Here is a 16,047-nt window from a genome sequence, read left to right as displayed (position 1 = left end):
CCCACCAGCCCGCGCAGATCACCCACGGACCCCGCGACCACCCCAGGATCGCGCTCACCTTCCATGGCCAGGGCGACCCGAAGATCGCCACCGCGCTCCTCACCGAGGCCGAGAAACACGGCGCCCGCGTCACCGTCCTCGCCGTGGGGACCTGGCTCGACACCCACCCCGCCATGGCCCGCCGCATCCTCGACGGCGGCCACGACCTCGGCAACCACACCCAGCGGCACATCGCCGTCAACACCCTGTCCGAGGCCGACGCGCTGGCCGAGATCACCGGCTGCGCCGACCGCCTCAAGCGGCTCACCGGCTCGATCGGCACCTGGTTCAGGCCCTCGCGCGCCGCGACCGCGTCCCCGCTCGTCCAGCGCTTGGCCCACCGCGTGGGCTACCCGCACGTGCTGTCCTACGACGTCGACTCCCTCGACTTCACCGCGCCCGGCGCCCCCGCCGTCACCCGCAAGGTGCTCGCCGAGGTCCGCGGCGGGTCCGTCGTGAGCATGCACTTCGGGTACGCCGACACGGTCGCCGCGCTCCCCGCCGTACTGGAAGAACTCGACCGCCGCGGACTGCGCGCGGTGACGACCACGGAGCTGCTGAGCTGATGCGACACATCCCCCTCACCCGCGCCGCCCGCGTCCTGGTCGGCGGCGCCGCGCTCGCCGTGCTGGCCGCCCTCGCCGGCTGTGGATCGCAGGACCACGCCGACGAGGCCCTCGGCACCCAGGCCGCGTTGCCGCCGCAGCAGGAGAAGAAGGCGCAGGTCGCGCGGGCGCTGCCCGGTATGCCGCCGGTGCTCGACCCGGCCGACGTGTACGCGGCCGACCGCCCCAACCAACTCTCCCCGGTCGTAAGGGACTTCCCGTCGCGGGTCTATGTCCCGAACACCAACTCCAACACGGTCTCGGTGATCGACCCGAAGACGTACAAGGTCGTCGAGACGATCCCGGTCGGCGCGCAGCCCCAACACGTCGTCCCCTCCTGGGACTTGAAGACGCTGTGGGTCAACAACGACCGGGGCAACACCCTCACCCCGATCGACCCGCGAACGGGCAGGGCGGGCAAGCCCGTCGACGTGCACGACCCGTACAACCTGTACTTCACGCCCAACGGGAAGTACGCGATCGTCATGGCCTCGCTGGACCGGCAGTTGGTGTTCCGGGACGCGCACACGATGAAGACCGTGAAGGCGGTCCCGGTCAGCTGCTACGGCGTCAACCACGCCGACTTCTCCCCGGACGGGCGGTACTTCGTCGTCTCCTGCGAGTTCAGCGGCGAACTCCTCAAGGTCGACACCGAGAAGATGAAGGTCATCGGCCAGCAGAAACTGCCGTTCCACGGCTCGATGCCGCAGGACGTCAAGATCTCGCCGGACGGCAAGAAGTTCTACATCGCCGACATGATGGCCAACGGCATGTGGGTCCTGGACGGCGACACCTTCGCCAAGCCGGACTTCCTGCCCACCGGCAAGGGCTGCCACGGCCTGTACATCAGCCGGGACTCGCGCGAGATGTACATCTCCAACCGGGGCGAAGGCACCATCTCCATCTTCGACTTCACCAAGAACAAGCTGACGAAGAAGTGGCGCCTTCCGAACGGCGGCAGCCCCGACATGGGCGGCGTCTCCGCCGACGGCAAGGTCCTGTGGCTGTCCGGCCGCTACAACTCCGAGGTCTACGCCATCGACACCCGCACCGGCACCCAGCTCGCCCGCATCAAGGTCGGCGGCGGCCCGCACGGCCTCGCGGTGTACCCGCAACCGGGGCGCTACTCGCTGGGCCACACGGGCATCTTCCGCTGAGGCACGTAGGAGTCCGCTGAATCTCGGCTGAAATCCGGTCAGTTGGACACGCCCCCGTACGAGTGATGATCCACCGTCCGCCGCCGGAGAACCGGGATCGTGCCCCGCATGATCACCCTTCACCTGCGGCGGCGGACCGCTGCCGCCGTCCTGTCCCTCGCGGCCGTCTTCGCCACCACGGCCGCGACCGTCCCCACCCACACGCCCGCAAGGGCCGCCGCCCCGGCCTGTCCCGTGGTCGCCGACCCCGCGATGGCCGCCGTCGACCAGCGCGTGGACATCACCCGCATCACCCCCGACCCGGTCTGGCGCACCACCTGCGGCACCCTCTACCGCAGCGACAGCCGGGGCCCGGCGATCGTCTTCGACCAGGGCTTCGCCCCCAGGGACGTCGTCAACGGCCAGTACGACGTGGAGAAGTACGTCCTCGTCAACCAGCCCTCGCCGTACGTCTCGACGACGTACGACCACGACCTGTACAAGACCTGGTACAAGTCGGGCTACAACTACTACATCGACGCCCCGGGCGGAGTGGACGTCAACAAGACCATCGGCGACACCCACAAGTGGGCCGACCAGGTCGAGGTCGCCTTCCCCGGCGGCATCAAGCGGGAGTACATCATCGGCGTCTGCCCGGTCGACAAGAAGACCAAGGTCGAGATCATGAGCGACTGCGAGAGCAACCCGTACTACCACCCGTGGCACTGACACCCGTGGCGCCGGCGCCTATCGCGCGCTGAGCAGCACCGCCTCCGAACCCACCGGACGGTAGCCCGCCGCCAGGAACGCCCGCATGCTGCGGGCGTTCCCCGGCGCGACCTGCGCCCACAGCGGCTCGGTGGTGAGGTGGCGGGCCGCCGCCACCAGGGCGCGGCCCAGACCCCGGTGTCGTACGTCCTCGTCGATCTCCACGGAGACCTCCAACCGGCCCCCGACCCCGCGGCCCAGGACCAGCACGCCGCCCTCCGTCGTCCAGGCGCGCACGTCGTCGCGGCGGCCGCGGGCGTACACGATCCGTGGGTGGTCGCCGTCCGTGATCTCCCGCAGGGGGAGCGGCGGTTCGCCCGGCAGCGGGGAACCCACGAGCATCGCGTCGATCGTCTCCGCCCTGCGGCCCGTCCGCTCCAGCAGGGCCATCAGGAACCACGGGTTCATCGGCGCCGCGAGCGCGTCGCACGGCACGGCGGCGAGGGTGTCGTGGACCCACCGCGGATCCTCGTCGACGAAGACGACGGCGTGCGCGGTGAAGGCGAGCACCCCCGCGTCCCGTTCGGACATCTGCGGTACGACGGTCACGCGACCGTCCGCCGGCGGGAGGTCGTCCCGGGCCACCGCATCGAGAATGTCCCGAAGAGTCTCCATCACCAAGCTCCTTGCGCCGCTTGAGTCTCCACCCACTGGAAGGCCCACACTCACAGACATGATCGACGACGGCACCGGACTCCTCACCATCGGGGAACTGGCCAGGTCCACCGGACTGACCGTGCGCACCATCCGCTACTGGTCCGACGAGGGCGTCCTCACCCCGGTGACCCGCTCCGCGGGCGGCTATCGGCTCTACGACGCCGAGTGCGCCGCCCGCCTCGAACTGATCCGCACGCTGCGCGAGTTGGGCCTCGGCCTGGACGACGTGCGCAGGGTGCTGGCGGGTGAGACGACGGTCGCGGAGGTGGCCGCCGCGCACGTGGTGGCGCTGGACGCGCAGATCCAGTCGCTGAGGGTGACCCGGGCGGTGCTGTCGACCGTGGCGCGACGCGGTTCGACCGCAGAGGAGATGACGTTCATGAACAAGCTGGCACGGCTGTCGGCAGCCGAACGGAAGCGGATCATGGAGGAGTTCGTGGACGAGCTGTTCCACGGACTCGACTCCGTCGATCCGGCCATCGAGGAGCGGATGCGCTCCATCGCGGTGGACCTCCCGGACGACCCGACCCCCGAACAGGTCGACGCCTGGGTGGAGTTGGCGGAGATGGTGCAGGACCCGGAGTTCCGGGCGCAGATGCGCAGGACCATGGAGTTCAACGCGTCGGACCAGGACCGCATGGCCGTCCGCGGGCGGTCCACCTGGTTCCCCATGCGGCTGGTGCAGCTGGGCGCGGAGGCCAGGGAGCGGGGGATCGCCCCCGAGTCGCCGGAGGCGGAGGCGATCCTGCGGGAGGTGCTGGGCGACGGCGGCGACCCGGCCGTCGTACTCGAACGGATGGAGTCGGCGTCCAACGAACGGCTCGCCCGCTACCGGGAGTTGCTGGCCACGGTGAAGGGCGGAGGGCCCGCGGCGGCGCACCGGGAGGAGTTCGCGTGGGTGGTCGCCGCGCTGCGGGCTCGCGCGGCCGGTTAGTCTGACGTCCGTCAACAGGCAGTAAAGCGTTACGAAGGGGCGGATCCGGTGGCGGACATCGAGGAAGCACGCAAGCATTTCCAGCGGATCGACACGGACGGTGACGGCTTCATCACCGCGGCCGAGTTCAAGACCGCCCTGGCTCAGGGAGGCGACTGGAACGTCACCGAGACGGTCGCCGAGGCCATCATCAAGAGCCGGGACCTCAATGGGGACAAGGTCCTGTCGTTCGACGAGTTCTGGGCCCACCTGAACAAGTGACCCGACCGGCCGGAAGGGGTGCCCGTCCTACGGTGGACGGGCGCCCCTTCCGTCATGTCCGCCGGCGGGTCATGGCCGGCGGCCGCGCCTGATCCGTACGCTCCAGCGGCCCTCGTGCCGCTCCAGGACCAGCGGCAGGTCGAAGCACTTGCCGACCTGGTCACTGGTGAGGACGTCGGCCGCCGGGCCCTGCGCGAGGGGGCGGCCGTCGCGCAGGAGCAGGGCGTGGGTGGTGCCGACGGGCAGCTCCTCCAGGTGGTGGGTGACCAGGACGGTGGCCAGGTCCGGATGCTCCCGGCGCAGCCCGTCCAGAGCGTCGAGCAGCCGCTCCCGGCCCGGCAGGTCCAGGCCCGTCGCCGGTTCGTCCAGCAGCAGGAGCCGGGGCTCGGGCATCAGCGCGCGGGCGATCAGGGTCCGGCCGCGCTGCCCCTGGGAGAGCGTGGGCCAGCGTGCGTCACGCAGTTCCGCCAGCCCCATCGTGCCGATGAGCCGGTCGGCCCGATCTTCCTGTTCCGGCGTCGGCCGCCAACGGGGGAGCGGCGCGACGGAGTTGGTCACCCCGGTCAGGACGACCTCCCGGACCCGCAGCGGCTCGGCGAGCGGATGGCGGGGGTTGACGTGCCCGACGTAGGACCGCAACTCCCGTACGTCGACCCGGCCCAGGCGTCGGCCGAGTACCTCCACGGTCCCGCCCGTGGGGTGGACCTGCGCGCCCAGCAGGCTCAACAGGGTTGATTTTCCGGCCCCGTTGGCGCCGAGGAGCGCCCAGTGCTCGCCGGTGCGGACGGTGAGGGAGACTTCGGCGAGGATGGGGCGGCCGTCGCGTACGACCTGGACGTTCTCGGCGTGCAGCACGTCTGTCATCGCGGCACCCGGTTCACCGCGGAGAGGACGGCCCGCACGGAGGCCGCCGGACCCTCCGCCGCACCCCACACCGTGACGCCGTTCACCCGGCACTCGGCGTAGGCGGCCGTCCCGTCCTCGGTCAGCTCAAGCACCTCCACCGCGCATCCGGTCCCGGCGAGCGCCTCGATCAGGGCGGAGGTGTCCAGACCCACCAACTCGCCCTGCTCGGGCGGGCCTTCCACCACGTAGGTCTCCCGGAACAGCTCGTACAACTCCTTCGGTGTCGCCTCCCGGCCGCTCGCGTCCGTCGCCTCCTGGACGACCCGGGAGAAGTCGGGCCGCATGCGCGGCGGCAGGTCGAGGCTGTGGTGGGTGCGCAGCAGGTACGCCATTCCGCCCTTGCCGGACTGGGAGTTGACGCGGATCACCGCCTCGTAGGAGCGGCCCACGTCGGCCGGGTCGATCGGCAAGTAGGGGACGGACCAGGGGGCGCGGCCCTCGGGCACCTCCAACTCGGCCGCCGCACGGGCGTGTTGCGCGAACCCCTTGCTGATCGCGTCCTGGTGGGTGCCCGAGAACGCCGTGTAGACGAGGTCGCCCGCGTACGGGTGGCGGGGGTGCACCGGCAGCCGGTTGCAGTGCTCGACGGTCTCCCGGACCGCGTCGATGTCGCCGAAGTCGACCATGGGGTCCACCCCTTGGGCGTAGAGGTTGAGCGCGAGGGTCACCAGGTCGACGTTCCCGGTGCGTTCGCCGTTGCCGAAGAGACAGCCCTCGACGCGCTGGGCACCCGCCAGGACGGCGAGTTCGGCGCAGGCGACGCCCGTGCCGCGGTCGTTGTGCGGGTGGACGGAGAGGATCACCGCGTCGCGCCGGGAGAGGTTGCGGTGGGCGTACTCGATCTGGTCGGCGTAGACGTTCGGCGTCGCGATCTCGACCGTGGCCGGCAGGTTGTGCGTGACCGGCCGGTCGGGGCTCGCGTCCCACAACTCCGTGAGTCCGTCGCACAGTTCGAGGACGAAGTCGGGCTCGGTGAGGTTGAAGGTCTCCGGCGAGAACTGGAAACGGATGCCGGGCGCGTCCCCCGCCCCGCGTGCCATGTGCTCGGCCGCCGCGCGCACGGTCGCCCACACCTCACCCCGGTCCCGGCCCAGCACCACCTCCCGCCACACCGGGGAGGTCGCGATGTACAGGTGGACCACCGCGCGGGGCAGTCCCTCGATCGCGTCGAAGGTACGGTCGATCAACTCCGGCCTGGCCGGGGTGAACACGACCGGCGTGACGTCGTCCGGTACGGCCCCCGAGGTCACCAGGTGCCGTACGAAGTCGAAGTCCGTACGGCTCGCGGAGGGATAGCCGACCTCGATCTCCTTGAAACCGGTCGCCACCAGCAGGTCGAACAGGCGGCGCTTGCGCGGTGTGTCCATCGGCTCGGCGAGGGCCTGATTGCCGTCGCGCAGATCGACGGGGACCCAGAGAGGGGCGCGGTCGATCCGGGCGGCGGGCCAACTCCGGTCCCCGGCAGGGACGTTCACGCGTTCGTGGAAGGGGCGGTAGCGGTCGTACGGCATCGGGCTCGGGCGCTGGGGGTTCCAGCTGAAGGGGGATGCGATGGTCATCGTCTGCTGACTGCTCTCGGCTCGGTCGGACGGTGACCGGCAGCACGGCGACCCGCGGCGGGGTGCCGGTCGCGTCAGGCCCCGCCGCGGCAGCCGAGAAGAAGCAGACCGCGAAGCGTCATGCCGGTACGCTATCCACACCTCAGGTCCTCAGACAAGTGAGAATCTCCTGAGACCGATGAGCCACAACAAGTACTGATGAGCCCGATGATTTCCGAGTTGGTGAGCTGCCCGTGCCGCTAGGTCCCGTCCGTCCCAGTCCCCTCGTCGAGCAGGCCGCCGAGCGGCTGCGCGCGCAGATCGCCGCCGGTGAGTGGCCGGTCGGCACCAAGTTGCCCGGTGAGACCACGCTGGCCACGGAGTTGGGGGTGGGGCGCTCCACGGTCCGTGAGGCGTTGCGGGCGCTCGCCGGGGCGGGGCTGGTCCGGCCACGACAGGGTGCCGGAGTCTTCGTCGTCGCCACCGAGCCCGCCGAGGACTGGCCGACCCGGTTGCGGCGGGCCGCGGTGACCGACGTCTATGAGGTGCGGATGGGCGTCGAGGTCCAGGCGGCACGGCTGGCGGCGAGCCGTCGTGCGCCCGAGGACGTGACGGCGATGGAGCGCGCGCTGGAGGCGCGTCGAGCCGCTGCCAGTGCCGACGACATCGCGTTCGTCGACGCCGACATCGCGTTCCACGCGGCTGTGGTCGCCGCCGCCCACAACCCCGTACTCGCCGATATCTTCGGCCAGTTCACGCCGGTGCTGCGTGAGGGGCTGGTGGAGCTGCTGGCGCTGACGGAACTGCGCGCGCACGATCCGAACACCGGGGACGCGGCGCACGAGGCGCTGGTGCGGGCGGTCGCGGAGGGGGACGCGGAGACGGCCGCCGAGGTGCTCCGGGCGGAGCTGGAGGATCCGTTCGGGGAGTAGGTGCCGCGAGCGTGGTGTCACTCGTGCGGCGGAGGGTCCGGAATAGGTGACGGCGGCCCGGGGTTGTGGCCCCCAGAAGCATGCGTGTGCATGAATCGCGCATGGATCGTGCGTGCGTTTCGGATCGACGAAGGGTCTGTCATGAAGATCGGCATCATCGGCGCGGGCAACATCGGCGGCAACCTCACCCGGCGGCTCACCGCACTCGGCCACGACGTCTCCGTCGCCAACTCGCGTGGCCCGCAGACGCTCACCGCGCTGGCCGAGGAGACGGGGGCGACCCCCGTACCGGTCGAGGAGGCGGCGAACGGGGCCGAGGTCGTCGTGGTCACCGTCCCGTTGAAGGCGGTCGCGAACCTGCCCAAGGGCTTCCTCGACGGTGCGGCGGAGAACGTCGCGGTCATCGACACCAACAACTACTACCCCGGGCGCGACGGCCGGATCGCCGCGATCCTCGACGAGGGTCTTATGGAGAGCCGCTGGGTCGCGCAGCAGATCGGCCACACCGTCATCAAGGCCTTCAACGGCACCTACGCCCAGGACATCCTCGACGCTCACCGCCCGGCCGGCGCCCCCGACCGCCTCGCCCTCCCGGTGGCCGGCGACGACGAGGCGGCGAAGCGCGTGGTCCGGGCCCTGATCAACGACCTCGGCTTCGACACCGTGGACGCGGGCACGCTCGACGAGTCCTGGCGGCAGCAGCCGGGGACGCCGGTATACGGGCTGCGGGAGGGCGTGGACGTGATCGTGAAGGGACTGGCGGAGGCTTCGCCGGAGCGGACGGGGGACTTCAAGGGCTGAGGGGGCGGCACCCCGCCTGCTCGCCCGACCGGTCACTCGTCGGCTCGCACGGCCATCAGGCGTCCTTCGCCCACGTCTGCAAGGACGCCTTGGTCGTGAAGTCGGCGACGTCCTTGTCGTGGGGGTCGGACGTGTACTGGTGGAACTTCCAGTCCGCCTCGATGCGGGGCTTGCCGGCGGTCGTGTAGTCGGCGATCCACAGGCCGTCGCCCGCGTAGGAGGTCTTGTCGATGGTCAGCCAGAAGTTGCGGTTGCAGTAGAGGATGACCCGGTTGTTCGGGCGGAGGGCCTTCACCTTGCGGATGAAACTGTCCTTCTCCGCGTTCGTGGCGTGGGTGCCGTCGCCCGTGGTCTCCCAGTCGACGGCCAGCAAGTCGCCTGCTTTTTCGGGGGCCTTGCTGACGAAGTACTCCGCCTGGGCCGTGATGTTGCCCGGCCAGAGGAAGTGGTAGAAACCGACGACCAGTCCCGCGTCACGGCCCGTTTTCGTCTGGGCGGTGAGTCTCGGGTTGACGTACGAGCGGCCCTCCGTCGCCTTGATGAAGACGAAGGAGGAGCCGTCCGTGTCGTACGCGGTGGACTGGAACGCGCTTACGTCGATGCCATGCAACATGGGGGACTTGTGCCCCGTCCGCCGGATCCGGAACCTCCGGATCCGGAACCTCAGGTTCTGGTGGCCGACGACGACAGCACCGACGCCGACTTCGACGACCAGTCAGAAGTGATCACGCTTGCGTGGTCCGCTGCCAGTAGTGCCAATTTGGCGGCGACTTCCGCGTCCGTGGGGGCAGTTGAGGAGATCGCCGGGGCCACCGCGTACGCGTCCGTCATGATCAGGATGTAGTGGTTCGTGGAGTAGAACGAGGTGTCGTAGCCGTTGTTGACGTAGGTCGCCGCGTCACCGTCGAAGAAGACGAACCACGGGCGGATCGAGGTGTCCGACGTCCAACGGCTCGCCCTGGGATCGCCGTTCGCCGCGCCCAGCACCGCCGGGAAGGCCTGCGCCTGCGCGATCGTGCCGGCCGCGTACAGGTCGCGCAGATGGTCGCCGTACTCCTGGTCCGTCCAGTAGCTGTCGAACGGGTTGGACTGCTCGACCGTGCCCGGGATCAGTTCGAAGACGAACTTGCCCTTGAGGTCGTCGCGGGACGGCCACGCGTTCGCCTTCGCCGCCGCGTCGAGCGTGGAGTACGAGGAGCCGAGCAGGTCGGACGGCTTGTAGACGCTGCTGCCGAGCTTCTGCGAGACCAGGGTGTCGAACTCGTCCGGGCCGAGGCCGACGTTGTTGTTGAAGCCCACCTTCATCTCCACCTTGATGATGATGGGCGCGTGGTCCGGGTGCAGGGTGTTCCAGGCGGCCATGTTGTCGAGGCAGCTGCCGAGGTCCTGGTTGCGGTCCTTGCTGTACAGGTCGGCCGGGGTGCTCGCGTACTCGCAGTTGTTGTCGTTGCCGAGCGGGTTGCTGTGGCTGACCCGCCACCGCTTGGTCAGACTGTCGGCGTAGACGTCCAGTTCGAGCAGTGAGGCCCCGGAGTCCAACGCCTGCGCCCAGTACGTGTACTTGTCCTTCTCGTACGCGTTGTGCGTCCCGATCGTCGTCGTATCGGAGAACTTCGCCGCCGCCGCATGGGCGTTGCCCGCGGCCCCCGTCAGCAGCAGGGCCGTCGCGCCGAGCAGCGCGGCCAGCCGTCTTATCGCCTTCATGGGTCAAGTCCCCTTCGCCGTGGCCTGGTTGGCGCGTTGTTGGCGGCAGCAGCGTAGGGCGAAGGGGTTACTGCTCGGTAGAGGCTGGGGGAACATCACCTTCCGCTGGTTCGGTAAAGGTTGTTCCTGCTCATGGATATTGCGTTCTCATCATCGAGAATCATATTCTCGAACGATGACTGGTCCTGGCATGGCGTTCGCCCTTCGATTCGACTTCCGCAACCCGGAGTCGGCCGGTACGGCCATGGCGGACCGTTACGCGGCCGCCCTCGACATGGCCGAGTGGGCCGACGGGCTCGGCTGTACGCGGATCACCGTCTCCGAGCACCACGGCTCGCCGGACGGCTATCTGCCCAGCCCGGTCCAGATGCTCGCGGCGATGGCCGCCCGCACGAAGCAGGTCCGGTTCCTCGTCGCCGCGTTGATCGCCCCCTTCCACGATCCGCTGCGCCTCGCCGAGGAGTTGGCGGTCCTCGACAACATCAGCCGGGGGCGCGTCGACCTGATCGTCGCGGGCGGCTATGTGCGCGAGGAGTTCGCCATGTTCGACGTGCCGATGAAGGAGCGGGCCAGGCGGGTCACCGAGGTGGTGACCACCCTCAAGTCGGCTTTCACGGGGGAGCCGTTCAGCTATCGGGGCCGTACGGTGCGCGTCACGCCGGCGCCGTACCGGCCGGGCGGCCCCTCCGTCCTGCTCGGCGGCAGCAGCGAACCGGCGGCGCGCCGGGCCGCCCGGATCGCCGACGGGTTCGTGCCCTCCGTGCCCGAGGTGTGGGAGTACTACCGCGACGAGACCGGGAAGTTGGGCCGCCCCGACCCCGGGCCCAGCCCGATCGGGCCGAACCGGGTGGTTGCGCTCGCCGAGGATCCCGACGAGGGCTGGGAGCGGATGGCCCCGTTCTTCCTGCACGAGACCAACGCCTACGGCGAGTGGCAGGCCCAGGACGACGTGGCCGCGCCCTTCCGTACGGCCGACGGTCTGGCGGAACTGCGGCGCGGCGACCAGTACCGCGTCCTCACGCCCGAGCGGTTCGTGACCGAACTGAAGGCCGCGCCAACGCCGTTCACGCAGTTCCATCCGCTGTGCGGGGGGATGCCGATGGATCTGGCGTGGTCGAGTCTGCGGTTGTTCGAGCGGGAGGTGCTGCCCGCCTTCGGATAGCGGACAGTGGGTGGCGGACAGTGGATGGCGGGTCGCACGGCCGGGCGGTTCTGGGAACTTCCTGGGAACGGGACCGGACACATCGGCCGTACCGCCCCCGTGACCCGCGTCCCGCCACGCCGACTCTCAGAAACCTCCCAGAACCTCTCCGGAACCCGGCAATCGCGTACGCCACCTTGTGCGGACGACGTCCCCGAAAAGCTCCGGAGGGTTCCCGCGATGCCTGTCTCTACCTCTACGACCGCAAGGTCCCGTCCTGTTTCCCGTCCTGTCCCCGTACTCCTGCCGGACGGTACGGGAGCGAGCGCCCTGGAAGGCGCGGCGGCCGCGCTGTGCGGACTCCTCGCGATGGCCGTCGTGGCGTGGCTCGCGCTGTGGCTGCTGGGGGCGGGGTCGGTGGGATCGCTGGGCACGATGGCAATGGCCCTGGCCGCCATGGCGGTTGGCGGGTCGGTGAGTGCCGGTTCGGTCAACTCCGGGGCAGGCGCCGGTAGTTCGGGGTCGATGGGTTCGATACTGTCCGGGCTCCTCGGCGGTGGCGGGGGCGGCATGAGCCCGTCGATGAGCGGGGCGGCCTCGGTCATGCCGCTCGGGGTGACCCTGGTCGGGTCCGTGGTGCTGTGGCTGGTGTTCTCCCGGCGGCTGCGGCAACGGCCGGTCACCGCACGTGAGTTGGGCGCCCGGGCCGCCGGTGCCGGAGCGGCGGCTCTGGTCGCGTTCATCCTCGTGGCCACCCTCGCGCACGGGACGTTCAGCCTGCCCGCGTCGGCGATGAGCCGCGGGCTCGGCGGTGGGCAGGGCGCCGGGGCGAGCGGTGGCAGTGGTGCGACGGGTGCGCTCGGCGGGATGTTCGGCGGCGGTGCCGGCACCACGCAGGACACGACGATGTCGTACGACGTCCACGTCGGCGCGACCGCGTTCGGCGCGCTGGTGTGGGTGGCCGTGGTGCTCGCCCTGGGGTGCCTGGTCAGCCGTCGGGTGCGGGTGCCGCTGGGCGGTGCCGTGGACCGGGTGCGGCCCGGGTGGGCGCCGAGTCTCTCGGCCGTCGTACGCGCGCTCCTGGTCCTGGTCGCCGTACCGATGGCGTTGCTGACGTTCGTGGGAGCGGTGACCGGTGGGCGGGCCGGGACGGTGGCCGGCGCGGTGCTGCTGGCGGCGCCGAACGCGCTGGCCGTGCTGCTGACGCTGGGCGTGGGTACGCCGTGGACGGCCGCGACGCACCCCGTGCAGAGCCAGGGCGGCAATCCACTCGCCTCGCTGATGGGCGCCCTGGGCGGCGGACAGCAGACCGCCGCCGCGCAGCAGACGGACCGGACCGAGCACCTCAGGAGTCTGTCGGCCGGCGGCTGGCCGCTGTGGTCCGCGGCGCTCGCGGTGACCGCCGTCATCCTGCTGACCTGCGCATATGTGGCCGCCCGGAACACGGTCCCGGCGCACACCCGCCCCCTGCACCGCTACGACGGCCCGCTGGCCCGGCACCTCGGGACGGCCGAGCGGTTCGGCATCGTCACGGCGGTCGTCCTCGGCTCGGCGGCCTGGCTGGCCGGGGCGTCCGGGAACTTCGGCGTCAGCATGTTCGGCAGCGAGATGGGCGGCACGCGGGCCGAGCTGACCGGCGGCGTGCTGTGGACGGTGGTGTTCGGGCTGCCGGCCGGAGGCGTGGCCGGATTCCTGGGGAGCCTGCTGCGCACAGCGGACCTTTACGGAGGAATGACATCCCCCCGCCGTATCCTCGCGCGCAAGTCCCCGTCGGCCGCGTCCTCGCACGCCCCGGCGCCGGGAACCGATCCCGGCACCCTGGAGGCACCCCTTGGCAACCATTGAGCGGGCGGGACCGCACCTGTCCCGGCCCACCACCACGGACGTGAACCTGCTGGTCGTGGACGACGAACCGACCGTACGGGAGCTGCTGTGCGCGGCGCTGCGGCACGCCGGTTTCACGGTCGCCTCGGCCGCCACCGGGCAGGAGGCGCTGGACGGGGCCCGTGACGTGTCGCCCGACCTGGTCCTGCTGGACGTGATGCTGCCCGACATGGACGGCTTCGAGGTGATCCGGCGGCTGCGCGAGCAGCGGGGCGCGGACTCGCGCGCGGGGCACATCCCGGTCGTGTTCCTCACCGCCCGCGACGCCACGCAGGACAAGATCGAGGGGCTGCTCCTGGGCGGCGACGACTACGTCACCAAGCCCTTCGACCTCCAGGAGCTGATCGCCCGGATCGGCGCGGTGCTGCGCCGCACGAGCGGCGACCCCGCGGCGCTGCTGCGGGTCGCCGACCTCGAACTCGACCCGGAGGGCGTCCAGACGACCCGCGCGGGTGAGCCGATACGGCTCTCGCCCACCGAATTCCGGCTGCTGCACTACCTGATGACCAACGCCGGGCGCACGGTCGGCAAGGCGCAGATCCTCGGGCGGGTGTGGGAGTACGACTTCGGCGGCGACACCGGAATCGTCGACACGTACATCAGCTATCTGCGCCGGAAGCTGGACAACGGCGGGCCGAAGCTGATCCACACGGTGCACGGCGTCGGATACGTCCTGCGCGGGCCGCGGGCGTGAGCGCCGACTCGTTCCGGCCGCGCGTCATGTGGGCGCGGGCCTCGCTGCGGAGCCGGGTGCTGCTGCTGGCCGTGGTGTTGCTGACGGCCGGGTTCACCGCGTTCAGCCTGGTCACCGGAAATGCCCTGCGCGCCTACATGCGGGACCGCGTCGACGCCCAACTCCGGGCGTCCGCCCAGGTGTTCGCCGTACTCCCGCCGACCGTGGCGAAGACCGGGGCCGACGGGAAACCGCCGCCCGGTCTCACCGACTTCAGTACGGAGGTACTGGGCAACCCCGTCATCACCTACGTGGACAAGGACGGCGCCGTCGAGAGCAGCATCGACTCGCTCGCCGGTCCGAAACGCACCGAGGACGCGTCAGGGCCGGACCTGCCCAGGCTGGACGCGTCCGCCGTCGCCGCGCGCGCGGGCAAGGCGTTCACCGTGGCCGGCACCTCGGGCGACACCCGGTGGCGGTCGATCGTCGTGCCCCGGGTGCCCCGTGTCGCGTCGCCGGACAGTAGCGCGGCCGGCGGTGCGGGCGGCAGCGTGGTCGTGTCGGCGTCGATGAGCCAGGTGGACGGCACGGTGGACCGGATGTGGCACATCTACGAGACCACCGGGCTCGGGCTGCTCGTCGTGCTGGGTCTCGCCGGGTGGTTCGCGGTGCGTTCCGGGCTGCGCCCGCTGACCCGTATCGAGCAGACGGCGGCCGAGATCGCGGCCGGTGACCTGTCCCGCCGCGTCCCCGAACTGGCGGGCCCGCACACGGAGATGGGCCGTCTGGCCACCGCCCTGAACGGCATGCTCGCCCAGGTGGAGACCGCGTTCGCCGCGCGTGCCGAGTCCGAGGCGCGGATGACGCGCTTCGTCGCCGACGCCAGCCACGAGCTGCGCACCCCGCTGGCCGGTATCAAGGGCCTCACGGATCTGCATCGCATGGGCGCGGTCTCCGACCGCGAGGACATCGACGCCACGATGGCCCGCATCGCGCGGGAGTCGGACCGCCTCGCCCGGCTGGTGGCGGACATGCTGCTGCTGGCGCGCTTCGACGAGCACAGCCTGGGAACCATCGGCGATCTGGGCCCGGCCCTCGAACTGGCCCCCACGGACCTGCGCACCCTCGCCGCCGACGCCCTGCACGACGTACGGGCCCTGGACGCCACCCGCCCGGTCGCCCTCACCGGCCCGGACGGCGTCGGCGCCCCCGCCTCGGCTCCCGCCCTGGCCGACGAGGCACGCCTGCGCCAGGTCGTGACCAACCTCGTCGGCAACGCGGTCGCCCACACCCCGCCCGGCACGGCGATCCGCATCGGTGTGGGCACGGTCGGCGAGGACGCGGTCCTGGAGGTGGCGGACGAGGGGCCGGGGCTCACCCCGGCCCAGACCGCCCACATCTTCGAACGCTTCTACCGCGCCGACACGTCTCGTACGCGCGCCACCGGTGGCGCCGGACTGGGGCTGGCCATCGTCGACTCCCTGGTCGGTGCGCACGCGGGGCGGGTCGAGGTCGACTCGGCGCCCGGGCGGGGGGCGACCTTCAGAGTCCGGCTCCCGCTTCATTCCGAGAATTCCGAACTGCGGGCGCCGGCCGGGCTGTTGGGGTGACTCCCGCGTGTTCGGTGAGGACCTCGGTGAGCTGGCGGGTGGTCTGCCGGGCGATGCGGGGTTCGGTGGCCGCGTACGTCGTGTAGGCGTTCAGGGCGGTGGTCAGGGCCCAGCCCATGCCGCGCGTCCAGGTGGCCTCGTCCAGGGCGAGCGCGGTGCGGAAGCGCGGGCGGGTCGTGGCGGACAACAGGGTGTAGGCGATGACCAGATCGCAGGCGGGGTCGCCCATGCTCAGCCCGCCGAAGTCGATCACGGCGGAGATCCGGCCGTCGACGGTGAGCAGGTTGCCCGTGTGGAAGTCCCCGTGGCACCACACCGGTTCGCGGTCCCAGGCGGGGGCGTCGAGCGCGTTGTCCCAGACCTCGGTCAGGGCGGCGGAGTCGAAGACGCCGTCCACGGCCTCGATCGCCGCCCGGGTGTCGCGCTGTCTCTTATACACCTCTGACGTGTCCACCAAA

17 protein-coding genes are annotated in these 16,047 nt (G+C 70.9%); 11 read left to right on the top strand and 6 right to left on the bottom strand.

The window, feature by feature from the left end; genetic code table 11:
- From ACNFOC_RS36615 to ACNFOC_RS36605, 3 genes are all read left to right on the top strand, one after another.
- The coding region (locus ACNFOC_RS36615) for a polysaccharide deacetylase family protein (protein WP_416963340.1) at positions 1–605 on the top strand (605 nt) is incomplete at its 5' end.
- Positions 605–1,801, top strand: coding sequence for a YVTN family beta-propeller repeat protein (locus ACNFOC_RS36610; protein ID WP_416963339.1), 1,197 nt, complete (start codon positions 605–607; stop codon positions 1,799–1,801). The genes ACNFOC_RS36615 and ACNFOC_RS36610, both read left to right, overlap by 1 nt.
- Before the next feature lie 108 nt (positions 1,802–1,909).
- Complete coding sequence (locus ACNFOC_RS36605; protein WP_416963338.1) at positions 1,910–2,509, top strand: ADP-ribosyltransferase; 600 nt, start codon at positions 1,910–1,912, stop codon at positions 2,507–2,509.
- Between the two features lie 18 nt (positions 2,510–2,527).
- Here the strand turns inward: ACNFOC_RS36605 and ACNFOC_RS36600 are convergent, their stop codons facing one another.
- Complete coding sequence (locus ACNFOC_RS36600; protein WP_416963337.1) at positions 2,528–3,163, bottom strand: GNAT family N-acetyltransferase; 636 nt, start codon at positions 3,161–3,163, stop codon at positions 2,528–2,530.
- A 58-nt stretch (positions 3,164–3,221) separates the two neighbouring features.
- Here ACNFOC_RS36600 and ACNFOC_RS36595 point away from each other — a divergent pair, with 58 nt between their 5' ends.
- Positions 3,222–4,139: a MerR family transcriptional regulator gene (locus ACNFOC_RS36595; protein WP_416963336.1), complete on the top strand. Its 918-nt coding sequence runs from the start codon at positions 3,222–3,224 to the stop codon at positions 4,137–4,139.
- Between the two features lie 48 nt (positions 4,140–4,187).
- Positions 4,188–4,400, top strand: coding sequence for an EF-hand domain-containing protein (locus ACNFOC_RS36590; protein ID WP_019060883.1), 213 nt, complete (start codon positions 4,188–4,190; stop codon positions 4,398–4,400).
- A 69-nt stretch (positions 4,401–4,469) separates the two neighbouring features.
- Here the strand turns inward: ACNFOC_RS36590 and ACNFOC_RS36585 are convergent, their stop codons facing one another.
- Both ACNFOC_RS36585 and ACNFOC_RS36580 read right to left on the bottom strand, forming a co-directional pair.
- Complete coding sequence (locus tag ACNFOC_RS36585) at positions 4,470–5,264, bottom strand: ABC transporter ATP-binding protein (RefSeq protein WP_416963335.1); 795 nt, start codon at positions 5,262–5,264, stop codon at positions 4,470–4,472.
- Positions 5,261–6,865, bottom strand: a complete 1,605-nt coding sequence (locus tag ACNFOC_RS36580; RefSeq protein WP_416963334.1) for a 2-isopropylmalate synthase — start codon at positions 6,863–6,865, stop codon at positions 5,261–5,263. The genes ACNFOC_RS36585 and ACNFOC_RS36580 overlap by 4 nt, the downstream gene beginning before the upstream one ends.
- 233 nt (positions 6,866–7,098) lie before the next feature.
- Here ACNFOC_RS36580 and ACNFOC_RS36575 point away from each other — a divergent pair, with 233 nt between their 5' ends.
- Both ACNFOC_RS36575 and ACNFOC_RS36570 read left to right on the top strand, forming a co-directional pair.
- Entirely contained in the window at positions 7,099–7,776 is a 678-nt protein-coding gene (locus ACNFOC_RS36575; protein WP_416963333.1) for a FadR/GntR family transcriptional regulator, read from the top strand.
- 90 nt (positions 7,777–7,866) lie between these two features.
- The gene (locus ACNFOC_RS36570) at positions 7,867–8,577 is read left to right on the top strand and encodes an NADPH-dependent F420 reductase (protein ID WP_416963332.1); all 711 of its coding nucleotides are present in this window, start codon (positions 7,867–7,869) and stop codon (positions 8,575–8,577) included.
- Between the two features lie 55 nt (positions 8,578–8,632).
- Here ACNFOC_RS36570 and ACNFOC_RS36565 read toward each other — a convergent pair whose 3' ends face one another.
- Both ACNFOC_RS36565 and ACNFOC_RS36560 read right to left on the bottom strand, forming a co-directional pair.
- Positions 8,633–9,190, bottom strand: a complete 558-nt coding sequence (locus ACNFOC_RS36565) for a glycoside hydrolase family 25 protein (protein ID WP_416963331.1) — start codon at positions 9,188–9,190, stop codon at positions 8,633–8,635.
- A gap of 50 nt (positions 9,191–9,240) precedes the next feature.
- Positions 9,241–10,281, bottom strand: a complete 1,041-nt coding sequence (locus ACNFOC_RS36560) for a phosphatidylinositol-specific phospholipase C domain-containing protein (RefSeq protein WP_416963330.1) — start codon at positions 10,279–10,281, stop codon at positions 9,241–9,243.
- Between the two features lie 175 nt (positions 10,282–10,456).
- On the opposite strand from ACNFOC_RS36560, the gene ACNFOC_RS36555 reads away from it, so the two are divergent.
- The 4 genes from ACNFOC_RS36555 to ACNFOC_RS36540 all read left to right on the top strand — a co-directional run bounded on the left by ACNFOC_RS36555 (position 10,457) and on the right by ACNFOC_RS36540 (position 15,589).
- Positions 10,457–11,443: an LLM class flavin-dependent oxidoreductase gene (locus ACNFOC_RS36555; protein ID WP_416963329.1), complete on the top strand. Its 987-nt coding sequence runs from the start codon at positions 10,457–10,459 to the stop codon at positions 11,441–11,443.
- A gap of 219 nt (positions 11,444–11,662) precedes the next feature.
- Positions 11,663–13,267, top strand: a complete 1,605-nt coding sequence (locus ACNFOC_RS36550) for a streptophobe family protein (RefSeq protein WP_416963328.1) — start codon at positions 11,663–11,665, stop codon at positions 13,265–13,267.
- A complete protein-coding gene (locus tag ACNFOC_RS36545; RefSeq protein WP_416963327.1) occupies positions 13,254–14,000 on the top strand; it encodes a response regulator transcription factor in 747 nt (248 codons plus the stop codon). Before ACNFOC_RS36550 ends, ACNFOC_RS36545 begins: the two co-directional genes overlap by 14 nt.
- Positions 13,997–15,589 carry a sensor histidine kinase gene (locus ACNFOC_RS36540; protein WP_416963326.1) on the top strand — a complete coding sequence of 531 codons (1,593 nt, stop codon included), beginning with the start codon at positions 13,997–13,999 and terminating at the stop codon, positions 15,587–15,589. Before ACNFOC_RS36545 ends, ACNFOC_RS36540 begins: the two co-directional genes overlap by 4 nt.
- On the opposite strand, the gene ACNFOC_RS36535 is transcribed toward ACNFOC_RS36540, so the two are convergent.
- On the bottom strand, positions 15,522–16,047 hold a 526-nt coding region (locus ACNFOC_RS36535), incomplete at its 5' end, for a phosphotransferase (protein ID WP_416963325.1). The two genes, ACNFOC_RS36540 and ACNFOC_RS36535, sit on opposite strands and share 68 nt — an antisense overlap.

The sequence above is a fragment of the Streptomyces colwelliae genome, assembly GCF_048158785.1.
Lineage (GTDB): Bacteria > Actinomycetota > Actinomycetes > Streptomycetales > Streptomycetaceae > Streptomyces.
The sequence above is the reverse complement of the archived record's forward strand: the minus strand, read 5'-3'. Positions and strand labels throughout refer to the sequence as shown.

What these genes read in the sequence shown, in the direction of transcription:
- ACNFOC_RS36610 (WP_416963339.1), top strand. Translation starts at nt 605, where the DNA reads ATGCGACACATCCCCCTCACCCGCGCCGCCCGCGTCCTGGTCGGCGGC.
- ACNFOC_RS36605 (WP_416963338.1), top strand. Translation starts at nt 1,910, where the DNA reads ATGATCACCCTTCACCTGCGGCGGCGGACCGCTGCCGCCGTCCTGTCC.
- ACNFOC_RS36600 (WP_416963337.1), bottom strand. Translation starts at nt 3,163, where the DNA reads ATGGAGACTCTTCGGGACATTCTCGATGCGGTGGCCCGGGACGACCTC.
- ACNFOC_RS36595 (WP_416963336.1), top strand. Translation starts at nt 3,222, where the DNA reads ATGATCGACGACGGCACCGGACTCCTCACCATCGGGGAACTGGCCAGG.
- ACNFOC_RS36585 (WP_416963335.1), bottom strand. Translation starts at nt 5,264, where the DNA reads ATGACAGACGTGCTGCACGCCGAGAACGTCCAGGTCGTACGCGACGGC.
- ACNFOC_RS36580 (WP_416963334.1), bottom strand. Translation starts at nt 6,865, where the DNA reads ATGACCATCGCATCCCCCTTCAGCTGGAACCCCCAGCGCCCGAGCCCG.
- ACNFOC_RS36570 (WP_416963332.1), top strand. Translation starts at nt 7,867, where the DNA reads ATGAATCGCGCATGGATCGTGCGTGCGTTTCGGATCGACGAAGGGTCT.
- ACNFOC_RS36565 (WP_416963331.1), bottom strand. Translation starts at nt 9,190, where the DNA reads ATGTTGCATGGCATCGACGTAAGCGCGTTCCAGTCCACCGCGTACGAC.
- ACNFOC_RS36560 (WP_416963330.1), bottom strand. Translation starts at nt 10,281, where the DNA reads ATGAAGGCGATAAGACGGCTGGCCGCGCTGCTCGGCGCGACGGCCCTG.
- ACNFOC_RS36555 (WP_416963329.1), top strand. Translation starts at nt 10,457, where the DNA reads ATGACTGGTCCTGGCATGGCGTTCGCCCTTCGATTCGACTTCCGCAAC.
- ACNFOC_RS36550 (WP_416963328.1), top strand. Translation starts at nt 11,663, where the DNA reads ATGCCTGTCTCTACCTCTACGACCGCAAGGTCCCGTCCTGTTTCCCGT.